Here is a 14,687-nt window from a genome sequence, read left to right as displayed (position 1 = left end):
CAGCATTTCGCCGGGGGAAACCGGCCAGCCGCTATGATCATTACAAAAACGCTGTCGCTCAAAGCAATCTATGAATTTACGGGCCATCAACTGTTCTGGCTGACGGGCTGGATGACGCTGGTGACGCTGCTCTATTATTTTACAGGCTGGAAAATACTCGCATTTCCCTCGCTGCCGCTGCCGCTGATCGGCACTGCCGTGGCATTTTATGTTGGTTTTAAAAACAATCAGTCCTACGACAGGCTGTGGGAATCGCGAAAGATCTGGGGCGAGATCACGAATACCAGCAGGATTCTCGCCAGCACGGTCAAAAACTACCATTCCGGCGAACCGAATGCCAAGAACCGGAAGGCCGTCAGAAGGCAAATCGTCTTCCGGCACATCGCCTACCTGTACCAGCTCCGGGAACAATTGCTGGAACCGGCCGAATGGGAGCACGTGAGCCCGACCCGCTCCTGGCTGGTGGGGCATAAAAACTGGGAGAGGCGGGCATACCTTAACGGGCGGTTTAAAGCGGAGCTGGACAGCATTAGTATGGAGAAATATCTGCCGGAACAAGAACTGCTCAGTTTGGAATGCCGCACCAACAAGGCGACGCATCTGCTCGACACACAGGCGGGCGTCATCCAGCGGCTCTTCGACGGGAAAGTGATCAACATGATCCAGCAAATAGAGCTGCAAGGCTCCATTAGCAGCCTTCACAGCCACCAGGGCCGGTTGGAGCGGATCAAGCAATCGCCTTTTCCGCGCAAATATGCCACGTACAGTTTCCTGTTTGTCTGCATTTTTATATTCTTCCTACCATTTGGTATGATCGGCGAATTCAGGAACTGGGGCCAGGCCGGGATTTGGCTGAGCATTCCGGTCGGGACGATCATCGGATGGATTTTCGTGGCCATGGAAATGATCGGCGATTATTCCGAAAACCCTTTCGAAGGGCTGCACAACGACATCCCCATGCTCGCTATTTGCCGCGGCATTGAAATCGATATGCTGGAAATGATAGGAGAAAAAAACATCCCCTCCCCGATCGAAGCCAAGGGACAGACATTACTTTGACGACGTAGTTGCCGGAACTTGACTGCCTGGCCGGTTTCACTGCTATCAGGCTGCCGACGATGACCAAAACAGAACCTACTTATTATCAATATATTACAAGTAACCACAGGATAAAAAATACTGTTTCGAGATCAATTTTCGCCTCTTTCAATGCTATAATCGTAGCTTTGCGGCTTCAAACATGCGAAGATGATTACAATTGAAAACTTGGCCGTTGAATTCAGCGGTTCTACCCTTTTTAGCGAAGTTTCCTTCGTTATCAATCCCACCGATAAAGTTGCCCTGATGGGTAAGAATGGTGCCGGGAAATCCACGATGATGAAGATCATCGCCGGCGAACAAAAACCCACCCGCGGCCACGTGCGCGCGCCGAAGGATGCCGTGATCGCCTATTTGCCGCAGCATTTGCTCACCGAAGACAACTGCACCGTGTTCGAAGAAGCGGCCAAAGCATTCAAACAGGTATTTGAAATGCGCGCCGAAATGGAAAAACTAAACCTCGAACTCGAAACGCGCACCGATTACGACAGCGAGGAATACATGGCGATCATCGAGCAGGTGACGGAACTGGGCGAAAAATATTACCAGCTGGAAGAGGTGAATTATGACGCCGAGGTGGAGAAAGCATTGAAAGGACTGGGGTTCAGGCCGGAGGATTTTCAACGGCAAACCAAGGAATTCAGCGGCGGCTGGCGCATGCGTATCGAACTTGCCAAAATATTATTGCAAAAGCCCGACCTCATTTTGCTCGATGAGCCTACCAACCACATTGATATCGAATCGGTTATCTGGCTGGAAGATTTTCTTGTGAACAAAGCCAATGCGGTAATGGTGATTTCCCACGACCGCGCCTTCATCGACAATATCACCAACCGTACCATCGAGGTGACGATGGGCCGCATTTACGACTACAAGGCCAATTATTCGCATTACCTGGTTCTGCGCGAGGAACGCAGGGCGCACCAGGTCAAGGCCTACCAGGAACAGCAGAAAATGATTGCCGATAACATGCAGTTTATCGAGCGTTTTCGCGGGACCTACTCCAAAACGAACCAGGTTGCCTCACGCGAACGGATGTTGGAAAAACTGGAAATCATTGAAATCGACGAAATCGATAATTCTGCGTTAAAACTACGCTTTCCGCCTTCGCCACGATCTGGCGATTACCCGGTGACCGTGAAAGACGTTTCGAAATCCTACGGCGACCATGTGGTATTCAAAAATGCAAGTATGTCCATTTCGCGGGGTGAAAAAGTGTCTTTCGTAGGCCGGAACGGGGAAGGAAAATCGACGATGATCAAGGCGATCATGGGCGAGCTGGACGTGGACGGCACCTGCCAGTTGGGCCACAATGTCAAAGTCGGCTATTTCGCTCAGAACCAGGCGTCTTTGCTCGACCCGAACCTGACTATCTTCCAGACGGTAGACGAAGTCGCCGAAGGCGATGTGCGGACTCAGATCAAGAACATTCTGGGCGCATTCATGTTCCAGGGCGACGATATCGATAAAAAGGTCAGTGTGCTGTCGGGCGGAGAACGGACGCGCCTCGCGATGGTGAAACTCCTCCTCGAACCGGTGAACCTGCTGATACTCGATGAGCCGACCAACCATTTGGATTTGAAGTCCAAAGATGTGTTGAAGGAAGCATTGAGAAATTTCGACGGCACCCTCGTGCTGGTATCCCATGACAGGGACTTTTTACAGGGGTTGTCCGAAAAAGTCTTCGAGTTCAAAGACAAGCGGGTGATCGAGCATTTCGAAACCATCGATGCCTTCCTGGAACGCAACCGGATCAAGAGCATCGCAGACTTGCAGCTGGCGAAGTGATATCGGCCGTCAATCCCCGGCATGCACGAGCCGGGGGTTGCCGCATGGCTCTGGGTAGCGATTTTGCTACACATCCCATCCGAAATCCCGACAAATCCCCTACATTCGCCAATTGTTAAAGAGCGTCTGAATGAATCCCTCCCCTACTGTAATAATTGTTGACGACGACGATGACGACCGTCGCCTGATCCGCGAAGCCTTTCATTTGTTCAATAGCGGTATCACCTTCCTGGAAGCGTTCGACGGAAAAGAAGCCATTGCGTTGCTCGACTCCCTTGATAACGAGCCGTCTCTGATCCTGGTCGATTTGAACATGCCCGTCATGAATGGCCTGGAAATGATCACGGAAATCCGATCGCGGCAATCCAGCACTCCAATGGCACTGATCTCTACCTCGCTGGGCCCGGAAATGGTGCAGCAGGCACTGGAAATAGGTGCGAATTGCTGCTATATCAAACCTGTGAAATACGAAGAACTATGCAGCCTGGCGCACCAGCTGCTAAGGCGCTTTTTACCTGGAAATTGATTAGTAGTTCAAACAACATACTACTGATCCTTTTTTGCATTGAACCTGACGAAAATCCAATTCAGGAAGAGCGTTGAAAAAACTGCGCTAGCCCCTCCACTACCATTTCGCCTGAACATTTTGGATATTCGTTGAAATTATCCGTTTCCGGCATATGCCGGCGCGTTTCCGGCACCCCTTCTAACCCATACGGGCCTATGCGTAAACATTTACTGCTCCTGGGCGTCCTGCTACTGATCGGGACATCCGCTCACGCCGATTTTCTTGGCCCATTTACACAAAAGGACGTGGCTCCCGTGCTGTTGAAATTCAGGAACTCCCGCCCCGACACCGCCCGTGCACGGCTGGCGATCCGGTTGAGCGACCTCTATTTTTACCGCGCCGGCAGGAGTAACGGCGATCTCGACAGCGCGTTTTACTACACGGCCGTCGCCCATAAGTTGGCCGCCGGGCTCGCATTTGAGGAAGGTTTGGCGGAAGTTCATTTTCAGGAAGGTGCCATTTTTCCCCTCAAAAACCTGCGTGAAAAGGGCCGGCATGCCACTGAAATGGCTGCAAAGTTATTTTCCAAACAAGGGAATCACCGCATGCTCGGTGAAAGCTACTACCGGCTCGCCGGATATTTCGGGTTTATCGATCCCGAGATCCAGGAAAGGATCAGGTACACCCGGTTGTCGCTGGACGCGTTCCGTGCCGCAAAGCTTACCATGAAAGAGGGTGCCGTTCTGCAAACGCTCGGCGAGATTTATCACAGCCAGGGGGAGAACGGCCCTGCCCTATCCAGCCTGAAACAATGCCTCCAAGCCTATCAATCCATCCGATACAACCAACTTATGGGTGTTTACGACCTGCTCGGCAGCGTATACACTTCATTGGGCGCGCCCGAAGAAGGCATCCGATACGGGATACTGGCATTGCGCAGCGCGCAGGCGGTCGGCGATACGTCGCTTCAACTTTCCACCATTTATAACCGCATCGGCATTACGCATTACACGCTGCACGAATATGCGAAGGCCATTGAAAACTATGAAAATGCCCTCAGGATTGCGGAGAAATATAAGGATATCGAAACCATTCATATCGTTTCGGCAAACCTTGGATCCCCTTATTTGAAGCTCAAAAAATTCGGGGAAACGGCCCGTCTGTTGAAGAAAATCGAACTGAAATATCCTGCTAAAGAGATCAGAAGAAGAAACTGGATCGATCGCACCTATATTAACCTCTACCGGGAACAAAAGCAGTATGACAAGGCAGATAAGTATATCGATGAAATTCTGACGATCGTGAATGGCGGCATGCCCGTGGATCAGACGGAATTGATTTACACTTTGCTGATCGAGTTCTATTTCGCCAGGGGCGATTACGCGTCGGCAACGAAATATGTGAACCTGCGACGAAAATTGAAGCTCGACAATGTCCGTGTGGCATACCGCAGCCATCTGTGGCAATCCAGGCTCGATTCGATCAATCATCAATACCTTGCTGCGCTGGGCGAATTCCAGCAGTACAGCGTCCTGCGGGATTCTTTTTTCAATGAATCCAAAAGCCGGCAGATTAACCAGCTGGAAATCATTTACGAAACCGAGAAGAAGGAAGAAAATATCCAGGCGCTGAGAAAAGAATCGGTGTTGCACCAAAAAATGCTCCGGCAGGCTTCGCTCGTCCAGAATATCACCTATGTGAGCATTTTCCTGCTGCTGACGGTCATCGGTCTGTTGATTTACGGTTACCTGCTCGTTAAAAAGAACAACAAAAGCCTGGCCGCCAATCAGGAAGAAATCCACAACAAGAATGTTTCGCTCGGTCGCCTCGTTTCGGAAAAGCAATGGCTGATGAAGGAAATCCACCACCGGGTGAAGAACAACCTGCACATGATTGTCGGATTGCTGGAAAGCCAGGCGGAGTTTTTGAAAGGTGACGAGGCCAAAATGGCGCTGGCCGAGAGCGAGCACCGGATTCAGTCCATGTCGATGATCCACCAGAAACTCTATCAGACGGAAAACCTCACATCCATCGAAATCTCGCCCTATATCCACGAGCTGGTGCAATACCTGAAAGATTGTTTCAAAAGCGGCTATCCCGTGGAATTCAATCTCGACATTGACCAGCTCGATATGAATATCAGCCAGGCAATCCCGCTCGGGCTGATCCTGAACGAAGCGATCACCAATTCCCTCAAATACGCGTTCCCCGACAAGCGGGCCGCCAGGATCGACGTTAGTTTCAAACAGACCGAACCGGGCCATTTTGCGCTCACCATCTCCGATAACGGCATTGGATTACCCAAAGATTTTAACATTAACCAGGTCAATTCTTTCGGTTTAACACTCATACTGGGCCTGGCCCAGGACCTGGGCGGCGAGGTGGAAATCGTTCACAAGGATGGAACGACGATCCGGATCGCCTTCGCCTACACGCCCGAGCGTATATGCACGGGAGGGTACGCGGCTTTTTAGTTGCCACGTGCGCTGTTCATCACACAAAGCACATTGTCCCAGCAGATCAGGCAGCTGGAAGACGAACTTCGCCTGCCATTGTTCGACCGTATCGCCAAACGCGTGCGGCTCACGGAAGCTGGCAAGGCGTTTTTACCTTATGCATTAAAAACATTGAAAGATGCCGAAGACGGCAAGGAAACCCTGCGCGACCTGATGGAGCTTAAAACGGGCGTACTGTCCATCGGCGTCACCTACGGCCTCACCGACCTCCCCCTCATATTGCCGTCGGTCCTGGCCGAAAGATGCATACAGGAAAAAATCCGCTACGGTGCTGGCGGGTTGGGTGCTCAGTTATGGGGCGGATTACGAGGCGGATCAGGAATGAAATCTTTTCAAGATCATAACCGAAACGGTCATACGCCCACCCGTGAGATTTTGCGTATCTCCTTCTCCACCCTCGACAAAAACTTCGATCGCGATTTCAATGTGTCGATATCCTTGTGGGAGGACAAATAGAACACGCCTTCCCGATCCGGATCGTCGAGCAGGTAAAACCGGTATCCGTACCGCACTTCGCCGGGTAATAGCTCGCTACCCCGCACCGTGGGCAGGAACTGGCAAAGTATCGCCCCGAATTCCTTGAAAAATTCCGGCGTGTAAGGGGTCGTCAACTGGTCGGGATTCAGCGCTTTGGCTACATAATGGAATGGCTTTTTCATGATGCTATAATCTTGCTGATGGTGTAAAGCAAAAATAGCATCCGCATTTGAGAAATGCACTATGATTGATATTATTTTTATCTAAATTTTGATACTATAAAAATCATTCAGGTTAGTCGCCTGTAAATCAGTTTTGTACACCTACCCAAATCGGCTTTTGAAAGCTGTTCAGGTAGCCGAAAACTCCGGGAACACAATCGAAGCAGTAACCTTCCCCTCTCCGGCTTCGATCGAGAAATCCACATTCAAAAGCGCCGAGATATCGCGGACGAGGATCAGGCCGAGGCCGTCACCACCCTGGCCGGTAAACTGGCTTCTCGGCCCGCTCTTGCGGCCGATGCGGGAAATACCCGCGGATTTTGCGTGGGTGACCGGGTTCTGGATGTACAGGTACAGCCGACCCGCAGTCATGGCCGATGATATCTCGATTTGCCCGTCCACGGTGTTTTTCGCGGCATTGTCCAGCAGGTTATGCAGGATCACACCCAGCAAATGGGCGTTGCTCACGACGGCAACATTTTCGTTCAGGGAGAGCTGCAAGGTGTTGCCTTTCGAAGAGAGGATTTGCTCAAACAATGCTGCTTTTTCCCGCATCAGCGTCGCCAGATTTACCTGAACCGAATGCAGGGCATCCTTATGGATCTGTCCACGGGCAAATTCCAGCAGGTTATGCATCAGCACCGCCATATTGCCCAGGCCGCCTTCCACCTGTTGGTTATACGCGGCCGCCAGTTCCAACTCATTACTGCTGATCAGCTCGCCGGTCTGTTTCGTCGCGGCGACGATGTATTGCAGTGGCGCGTGCACGTCGTGGGCGATAGACGCGACCACGCGCGTGAGCAGGTACACCTGGTGTTCGAGCTCCTCCTGCGATTCGCCCAGAAAAGTGAGGGCTTCTTCCAGGTCCGCCGTCCGCTCGGCGACGAGCACTTCCAGTACCTGCTTCTGCTTTTCGGCCTCGATGGCCCTGTCACGTTCCCTTTTGAGCGCTTCCGCCTGCCGTTCGCGTTCGGATTCGAGCAGGAAGATAATCGGAACCATGATCAGTCCGAGCAGGAGCCCCCGGAGCGAAAGGCGGATGGTGATGATCCATAGCGGCAGGTCACGCATGTTTTTGAGCGGATAGTCATCGAACATGCGGAATGAACACAGGAAGAACACATTGGAAATCACCGCACAAAGCAGTAATGCGACGGCAATTTTCTGCCATTTGACCAGTTTCAGCCTGTAATAAGTCTCATAGCCTGAAAGCCAGGTGGCGATACACATCAGCCAGATCACGATTTCGGAGCCGATCAGCGTAAAAAGGTTGGCTCCCTGCCCCTCGGCAAGCCGGACCGGCACGATAGCCAGGGTCACGATCGTCGCCAGCAGCAAGCCAAGCCGCAAATTGTATTTTTTCATGGAGGTTGTCATTCATGCAATAAGCGCGCAATATAGCAGGCGCTCCTCACATCTCAACAGCTTTCCACTCCCCATCCTGCCCCGGCAAAGCCACATTTGAAACGGCTTCCCGAATTCAATTTCCATCTTCGCGCCGGCATCGCTGCGGATCTTCTCGTTGCCGCCGACCGGCCATTTTTTCAATGTACCGATCAACGCACTTGTCGTATCCATCAGAACTGGCAGCATTGCCAGGGTTTGCGGTCAAAATATACTTGGTAGATTTATGGATACATCATAACATCCCGACAGAATCCACGAGCATCGTATGGGGTACGCGTCTCATTTGCATTTACCGTTCCGGAAATATTGGTCAACCACTTTCGGAAAACCGCGCGCCTTCGTGATGCTGGCACTTATTTGCTCCAATGCTTTTGGACAAATCCCCGCCAAAGAATACGCAGAGCCCGCAAAACTGAGATTGCTTGTCAGGATCACGGCCCAGTACATTCATACCATCAGCCAGGGGCAGATCGACATGGATTCGGCGGTCCGCATTCCCTGCAAGGTGTACGGACTGAGCCCGCTGCTCCCCTACGATGAAGGCTATAACGCCGGCAGGGAATACCGGGAAAACCAGCCGCTGACTGCCGGAAAAGTGGCAGCGACCAGGACATTACTTACCAAACTGCATGGTAAGTACCGGATTCGCCTGCTGCTCGACCTGGGTAGCTATTTCATTTTCAAACCCGGCACTGCAAAGGCCGATCTCGACCAGGCCGCTGCCTTTATCGATGAAGCGGTCGCATTGAGTCCGGCGGGCACATGGAAAATTGAAAGCCTCCTGCTGAAAGCGCATTGGCTGCATCAATCAGGAAAGGTGCATGAAAGTCAGAAGCTGTTTACCGGGATCGAAACGCTGTGCGTACGGTCGGGCGATACGCTCGCGTACGCGAGGGCGCTGCTGCATGGCGGGGAAGTGCTTCCCTACGGCGATCCGAAGCGGGTTGTTAAATTTGAAAAGGCTATCTCCATTTTCAGGGCTAAAAATCTGAAAGAGAAGGAAATTGAAGCACTTTCCCTGATCAACATCGAGAACTTCGTCGCCAGGCGCTATGACGAGGCGGAAGTATTTCTGCGGCAAATTGTGAAGCTGCAGGCCGCCATCCACTTTCACCATCAGCAATATCCTTTCGACGCCCTGTCCTGGCTATCGTACCGGAAAGGTGCACTCACCAATGCCCTTTTTTACTCCAATAAAAGCCTGGCATGCCTCTCTTCCCGCGCCGATTCCGCCTTCGCCGCCTTCTTCTACACGCGTCGCGGGCTCGTGTACGAGCGGCTTTTCAACTACAAAGAGGCGATGATATGGTTTGACAAGGCCCTATCCCGCCGGACGCGGGAAACGCGGGTATTCTGGTACCGCTCGGTGATCGGGAAAGTGGGGATGCTCAACAAAACAGGGAAAGCCAAAGACGCATTACAGCTCCTGCAATCGACTTCCAGGGAGTACCCGCCGGCATCCTATTTTGAGAAAATGCATTTCGCCCTGCTGCTGGGCATGACCCAGGAAAATGTCAAAAATTTTGCCCAGGCCGAAGTGGAGTATGAAACCTTCCTGGCCCTGGCCGAACAATTTCCCGCTGAACACGTTTACGACGAATTCCCCGCGGCGTTTTTCATGATCTCCCGGTTCTACCGCATTATCGGCAAAACGGAAAAAGCGCGGAAACTGCTGACGAAAGGGAATGACTTCGCCTCCACGTTCGATATTTACGCGAAGGAAAACTACTACTATAATTTGTACAAAATCGACTCGATGGAAGGCAAGTACCTGGAAGCGATCAAAAACCAGTCACTCAGCTACGAATCCATGGATTCCGTCTTCGGGTACGACCAGCGCAAGCGGGCGGAGGAATTGCTGGTTAAATATGAATTGGAGAAAAAAGACAAGAGTATCAAACTATTGAACAGTAAAAACCAGCTCCAGCGCATCCAAACCGAACAGGCCCACCGGGCAAGGAACATAACGATCGCCGGGCTGCTGGTGGCATTGGTCATCATTATGCTGCTGCTGAACCGCTATAAAATCAAACAAAAAGCGAACCATGCGCTGGAACTGAACAAGCAGGAGCTGGACCAGACCAACAGCTTCCTGAAAACGCTCAATGCCGATCAGGATAAACTGCTCAGGGAAAAGGAATGGCTCATTACGGAGCTGCATCACCGGGTGAAGAACAACCTGCACATGATCACCAGCCTCCTGCATTCCCAATCCGCCTATTTGAAAGACGACGGCGCCCGGTTAGCATTAAAGGACAGCCTGCGGCGCATGCATTCGATGTCGCTGATACACCAGAAACTTTACCGCGAGGAAAGCTCTTCGACGATCCCGATGGATGAATACATCAACGACCTGGTGCGCTACCTGTACGAAAGTTTTGAAGATAAACGCCAGATTACATTCAGGCAGGAAACAGAACCGATCCATTTGCATGTATCCCAGGCCATTCCGCTGGGTTTGATTTTGACGGAAGGCATTGTCAATGCTGTCAAATATGCATTTCCTCACGGCCGGAACGGTATCATTTCCATCCAATTGCATCATTTTGCAACGGATTACTTAATGCTTCAAATATCCGACGACGGCATCGGATTTCCTGTCGAAAAGGACGAATACCATTCGCTGGGACTGAATTTAATGAAAGGATTGTCATCGGAATTGAATGGAGAATTTAGCATACAAAGTATTAATGGCGTGCATATCGAGGTTACATTCCCTGTTTTAACGAATGAATAGCTATTTTAAACCGTTTAGGGCTACAACTCCCATCCGCTGATAAAAAAATATGCAGTCACTTTTGGATGTTAATATCATTATATCGTAATATTGCGATACATTATTTGAATGACCAATGGGTGCTACGAAAACGGATTTGTTTACCAAAGAGCAGAATGAGCTTGCTGTCATGGCGAAGGCCATTGCACACCCGGCGCGTATCGCCATTCTGCAATACCTCGTGAAAAAGAACGCGTGCGTCTGCGGTGATTTGGTGGAAGAACTCGGCCTTGCCCAGGCGACGACCTCGCAGCATTACAAGGAAGTTGACCTGTCCGGCGCTGCCTGCTGCTAAAAATTTTTACCTATAATAATCGCAATATTGCAATAAAACGATCATTTTTCAGCGTCCATGCAAACCGAAGAACAACTGAAAGAACTTGTCCGCCAGAAATACAGCGAAATCGCCTTGCAGGACAAGGAGACTAACCAATCGTCCTGCTGCGGTTCCGGCTCCTGCTCGACCGAAGTGTACAATATCATGAGCGACGACTACACCCAACTGAAAGGCTACAACCCGGATGCCGACCTGGGCCTGGGCTGCGGGCTTCCGACCCAGTTTGCGCAGATCAAAAAAGGCGACACGGTGATCGACCTCGGCAGCGGGGCCGGTAACGACGCCTTCGTTGCCCGTGAGGAAACAGGCGGTGAAGGCCGCGTTATCGGGATCGATTTTACGCCGGCGATGATCGAAAGGGCGAGAATCAATGCCGAAGTAAGGGGTTACAACAATGTGGAATTCCGGCAGGGCGACATTGAGCAAATGCCGGTTTCGGCAAACGTGGCCGATGTGATCGTCAGCAACTGTGTACTGAACCTTGTGCCTAACAAGGACGGGGTTTTCAAAGAAATAGGCCGTGTGTTAAAGCCCGGCGGTCATTTCAGCATTTCCGACATCGTGCTCGTCGGCGATTTGCCCGAAAACCTTCGCACCGCCGCCGAAATGTATGCCGGCTGCGTGTCGGGCGCCATTCAAAAGGACGAATACCTGGGATTGATCACGGCCAATGGCTTTCAAAATGTGACAATCCAAAAGGAAAAAGCGATCGTCATCCCCGACGATATCCTCGCCAACTACCTCGACGAAGCGGGCATTGCCGCCTTTAAATCGGGAAATACAGGCATTTACAGCGTCACCGTCTACGCCGAAAAGCCGCAGGAAACGGCAGCAGGCTGCTGCAAGCCGGGTTGTTGCGACTAGCGTCCCGGACCGCATCAGCATTTGACTACAACCGCAACCTATCAAAATGAAAATAGCGCTATTCTCCGACATTCATGCCAACCTGCCTGCATTGGAGGCATTTTCCAGGATGTGGAAACGCATCGGCCGGACGCCATTTATTGCCTGGGCGACCTCGTCGGCTGCAATGTCTGGCCCAACGAGGTCATCGACGAAATCCGCAAACGCCACATCCCGACCATTACCGGCAACTACGATTTCGGGATCGGACGCGGCAGCGACGACTCCGTTGGAAAGCCCAAGGACCAGGACCCGCGCGGCGGCGGCGTACTGTTGACGCTGAACGAACATAGCTCCTTGCAGGCGCCGGACAGCATAGAAGTAGCATTGATCCGATTTGAATACGACGTGGAAGAAGCAGCACGCGCGATCGAAAATAGTCCGCTGCCGAATGCCTATGCCGATATGCTGCGGAACGGTTAGCGCAGCGTTTCGAGGTAATGCTTCAACTCATTCAAATAGGCATAATACACCTCCTTGCTACCTTCCAGCTTCCCGAAATTGCGGATGCCCCAGTAGCCGGCCATCACAAAAAGGGTCACCTGCCGGGCATTCACGTCCCTGCGCACGCTTCCGCCCGCCTGCCCCGATTCGATCGCGTCCGTCATTGTTTTTACCCATTGCTCGGTCAGTTCGTTTAACGCTTTGTTGAAATCGGCATTCCATGACGTCATTTCGTGGGTCAGGTTGGCGGCGGGACAGCCGTATTCGACTTTCAGAAATTCGTTCTCTATCAGCAGGTTGTGCATTAATTGGTAAATACCGCTGAGCGGGTCGCCGCCATTTTGCAGCGGCGCGATGAAACTGCCGGTAAGCGTGGGTTTCAAAAGCTCGTTGATAATCGATACGCCCATTTCGTCCTTATTTTTGAAATGGTAGTAAAAAGCACCCTTCGTCACCTGCGTGGTGGCGATGATATCGTCGATGCTCGTCGTCTGGTAGCCTTTCGCGTAGATCAGTTCGAACGCTTTTTCCAGGATCGCAAGCCTGGTAGCGGCTGCTTTTTTCATTCGTTTGCGCGGTTTTCCCGGACAGCTTGCTCGCGGGCCAGAATAGTTTTGTCGATATAAAACGTCCCGAACGGGATCATGCACGCGACCAGTACCTTCCACGAAGTTTCCGAAAATTTCCATCGGTAAGTGACCGCGACGCTTAGCGTGACCAGTACAAACAGCGTGAACAGCAACCCGTGAATCGGCCCGATCAGTTTCACCAGGGCGGGCTCACCGCCCCAGTATTTCACAGGAACGGCGATGAAAATCAATACGATGAGCGAAATTCCTTCCAGAAAGCCGATGATCCTCAATCGGCCGATGGGTGTTTTTAGCAGTTGGAGCATTGAATGTAAGTTTAGAATGACCGGAAATAAGGACGGTTGGCCAGCGGCGAAAACGGCCAGGGAATGGCGGCTAGTATGACGATCAGCGCAATCGCAAACCAGACCAGCATAATCCTGAACTTCTGTGCATCCGCAGCCGCCCGTTTCGCCTTCGCCGACCCGATGGTGATAATCACCACTGCCACGACCATCCACGCACTATGGATAAGCTGAAAAAAGGTATGATCGCTCACCAGATTCTCCCCCGTGACCGCTCCCGTCGCGAACTTCACGACCGGGCTGATCATGTACAAATATAGTCCCAGCAGCAGCTGCACGTGCGCGATCGTCGCCGTTACGTGCCGGAGCGTATTGTTGGACGGCGTAAATGCCCTGCCGGACCGAAGGCCGGCCCAGCCTGTCCAGATAGCGTAAATAAGGCTCGCCAATACAAGCCAACGGTTGATGGAGTGGAGGATAAGAAGTGTCTGATACATTGATTTTTAGTTTACAATGCAAATCTAGGCCAAAAACATACTACTTAGTATGTTTTTGGCCTAGATTTTTCAAGCCACTCATTATCAGTTAAATGAACGCCGGCAAGCGGTCTCTCCTACCGCGCCCGAGCAGCACCGGGTAAGTCATGAGCACCACTTCATCCACCAGGCCTTCGCCGAGTAAGGCGGAGGTCAGTGTGGAGCTTCCCCATACGTTCAGGTCCGCGCCGTCGGTGGATTTGAGGCTGCGGATTGTACCAACAACGTCCTCTCCGAGATCGGCGGCGGGCACAATCTCAGGGTGTTTTGCGGCAAACGCGGTTCGTCGGAACGTTACTTCTTCGCCTGACGAACGGCTTTGATCGGGAAGTCGCCGTACTGCGAGCCGATCGTGCCGGTAAGGGTATCGCCTTTTTGCGTGAAGCTGTATTTGAACGCGCCGTGATCGTTTTCGGTCATAAAAGTCACCTTTCCCTGATCGACCATCAGCTCCTTGATCTCATTCTTTTCAGCGGCTTCGACCCAGCCCACCGTCTTGTTGTCCTTTTGTTCAAAAATCAACAGCCCCGATTCATACTCCGGCGGCACATCGCTGATCAGGTATTTCCACGTCCCGACAAGGTCATCGGCGGTAAAAGCCATCCGCGCCGCCATCGATAGCACACCCATTGCAATCACCATCAGGAAGAAGTAATGTCTTGTTTTCATGTTCATTGGAAGTTTGGTTTGAAACTGGCTATGTAGTTACGGAAAATTAAAAATAATTGTTGGGTTTGTGATATTTGAATGCATAAGTATTGAAAAGAAAAATGTAGTCGCTCCGGAGGAGCCTCCTTGCAAC

Annotated in this window: 16 protein-coding genes and 1 pseudogene; 9 read left to right on the top strand and 8 right to left on the bottom strand. The window is 51.7% G+C overall.

Going from position 1 to position 14,687, the window contains the following annotated elements:
- Positions 1–33: 33 nt before the first annotated feature.
- The 5 genes from H144_RS0127410 to H144_RS35030 all read left to right on the top strand — a co-directional run bounded on the left by H144_RS0127410 (position 34) and on the right by H144_RS35030 (position 6,366).
- Positions 34–1,059 (top strand): bestrophin family protein, encoded by a 1,026-nt coding sequence (locus tag H144_RS0127410; protein WP_019945324.1) that lies wholly within the window; start codon positions 34–36, stop codon positions 1,057–1,059.
- Between the two features lie 189 nt (positions 1,060–1,248).
- Positions 1,249–2,886 carry an ABC-F family ATP-binding cassette domain-containing protein gene (locus H144_RS0127405; protein ID WP_019945323.1) on the top strand — a complete coding sequence of 546 codons (1,638 nt, stop codon included), beginning with the start codon at positions 1,249–1,251 and terminating at the stop codon, positions 2,884–2,886.
- Positions 2,887–3,016: 130 nt separating this feature from the next.
- Complete coding sequence (locus H144_RS33545; RefSeq protein WP_019945322.1) at positions 3,017–3,412, top strand: response regulator; 396 nt, start codon at positions 3,017–3,019, stop codon at positions 3,410–3,412.
- Positions 3,413–3,609: 197 nt separating this feature from the next.
- Positions 3,610–5,868 (top strand): histidine kinase dimerization/phosphoacceptor domain -containing protein, encoded by a 2,259-nt coding sequence (locus tag H144_RS33540; RefSeq protein WP_019945321.1) that lies wholly within the window; start codon positions 3,610–3,612, stop codon positions 5,866–5,868.
- The gene (locus H144_RS35030; RefSeq protein ID WP_019945320.1) at positions 5,869–6,366 is read left to right on the top strand and encodes a LysR family transcriptional regulator; all 498 of its coding nucleotides are present in this window, start codon (positions 5,869–5,871) and stop codon (positions 6,364–6,366) included.
- Here H144_RS35030 and H144_RS34455 read toward each other — a convergent pair.
- The 3 genes from H144_RS34455 to H144_RS0127380 form a co-directional block, all read right to left on the bottom strand.
- Positions 6,264–6,569, bottom strand: a complete 306-nt coding sequence (locus tag H144_RS34455; RefSeq protein ID WP_157505195.1) for a hypothetical protein — start codon at positions 6,567–6,569, stop codon at positions 6,264–6,266. The genes H144_RS35030 and H144_RS34455 overlap by 103 nt on opposite strands.
- 168 nt (positions 6,570–6,737) lie before the next feature.
- Positions 6,738–7,973, bottom strand: coding sequence for a sensor histidine kinase (locus H144_RS0127385; RefSeq protein ID WP_169409436.1), 1,236 nt, complete (start codon positions 7,971–7,973; stop codon positions 6,738–6,740).
- 12 nt (positions 7,974–7,985) lie between these two features.
- Positions 7,986–8,201 (bottom strand): hypothetical protein, encoded by a 216-nt coding sequence (locus tag H144_RS0127380; RefSeq protein WP_019945318.1) that lies wholly within the window; start codon positions 8,199–8,201, stop codon positions 7,986–7,988.
- 157 nt (positions 8,202–8,358) lie between these two features.
- On the opposite strand from H144_RS0127380, the gene H144_RS0127375 reads away from it, so the two are divergent.
- The 4 genes and pseudogenes from H144_RS0127375 to H144_RS0127360 all read left to right on the top strand — a co-directional run bounded on the left by H144_RS0127375 (position 8,359) and on the right by H144_RS0127360 (position 12,454).
- Positions 8,359–10,752 (top strand): sensor histidine kinase, encoded by a 2,394-nt coding sequence (locus H144_RS0127375; RefSeq protein WP_019945317.1) that lies wholly within the window; start codon positions 8,359–8,361, stop codon positions 10,750–10,752.
- A 115-nt stretch (positions 10,753–10,867) separates the two neighbouring features.
- A pseudogene (locus H144_RS32575) lies at positions 10,868–11,059 on the top strand (ArsR/SmtB family transcription factor); the annotation flags it as partial.
- 84 nt (positions 11,060–11,143) lie between these two features.
- Positions 11,144–11,992 (top strand): arsenite methyltransferase, encoded by an 849-nt coding sequence (locus H144_RS0127365; RefSeq protein WP_019945315.1) that lies wholly within the window; start codon positions 11,144–11,146, stop codon positions 11,990–11,992.
- A 111-nt stretch (positions 11,993–12,103) separates the two neighbouring features.
- Complete coding sequence (locus tag H144_RS0127360) at positions 12,104–12,454, top strand: metallophosphoesterase family protein (protein WP_019945314.1); 351 nt, start codon at positions 12,104–12,106, stop codon at positions 12,452–12,454.
- Here H144_RS0127360 and H144_RS0127355 read toward each other — a convergent pair.
- From H144_RS0127355 to H144_RS0127335, 5 genes are all read right to left on the bottom strand, one after another.
- On the bottom strand, positions 12,451–13,041 hold the full coding sequence (locus H144_RS0127355; RefSeq protein WP_019945313.1) for a TetR/AcrR family transcriptional regulator: 591 nt from the start codon (positions 13,039–13,041) through the stop codon (positions 12,451–12,453). The genes H144_RS0127360 and H144_RS0127355 overlap by 4 nt on opposite strands.
- Positions 13,038–13,370 (bottom strand): DUF3817 domain-containing protein, encoded by a 333-nt coding sequence (locus H144_RS0127350; protein WP_019945312.1) that lies wholly within the window; start codon positions 13,368–13,370, stop codon positions 13,038–13,040. Before H144_RS0127350 ends, H144_RS0127355 begins: the two co-directional genes overlap by 4 nt.
- Before the next feature lie 11 nt (positions 13,371–13,381).
- Positions 13,382–13,846, bottom strand: a complete 465-nt coding sequence (locus H144_RS0127345; RefSeq protein WP_019945311.1) for a hypothetical protein — start codon at positions 13,844–13,846, stop codon at positions 13,382–13,384.
- Positions 13,847–13,934: 88 nt separating this feature from the next.
- The gene (locus H144_RS34905) at positions 13,935–14,138 is read right to left on the bottom strand and encodes a dihydrofolate reductase family protein (protein WP_019945310.1); all 204 of its coding nucleotides are present in this window, start codon (positions 14,136–14,138) and stop codon (positions 13,935–13,937) included.
- Between the two features lie 41 nt (positions 14,139–14,179).
- Positions 14,180–14,554, bottom strand: coding sequence for a DUF2147 domain-containing protein (locus H144_RS0127335; protein ID WP_026351036.1), 375 nt, complete (start codon positions 14,552–14,554; stop codon positions 14,180–14,182).
- Positions 14,555–14,687: the final 133 nt, after the last annotated feature.

It is taken from the genome of Dyadobacter beijingensis DSM 21582 (assembly GCF_000382205.1).
Lineage (GTDB): Bacteria > Bacteroidota > Bacteroidia > Cytophagales > Spirosomataceae > Dyadobacter > Dyadobacter beijingensis.
This window is presented reverse-complemented; position numbering and strand designations above follow the sequence as displayed.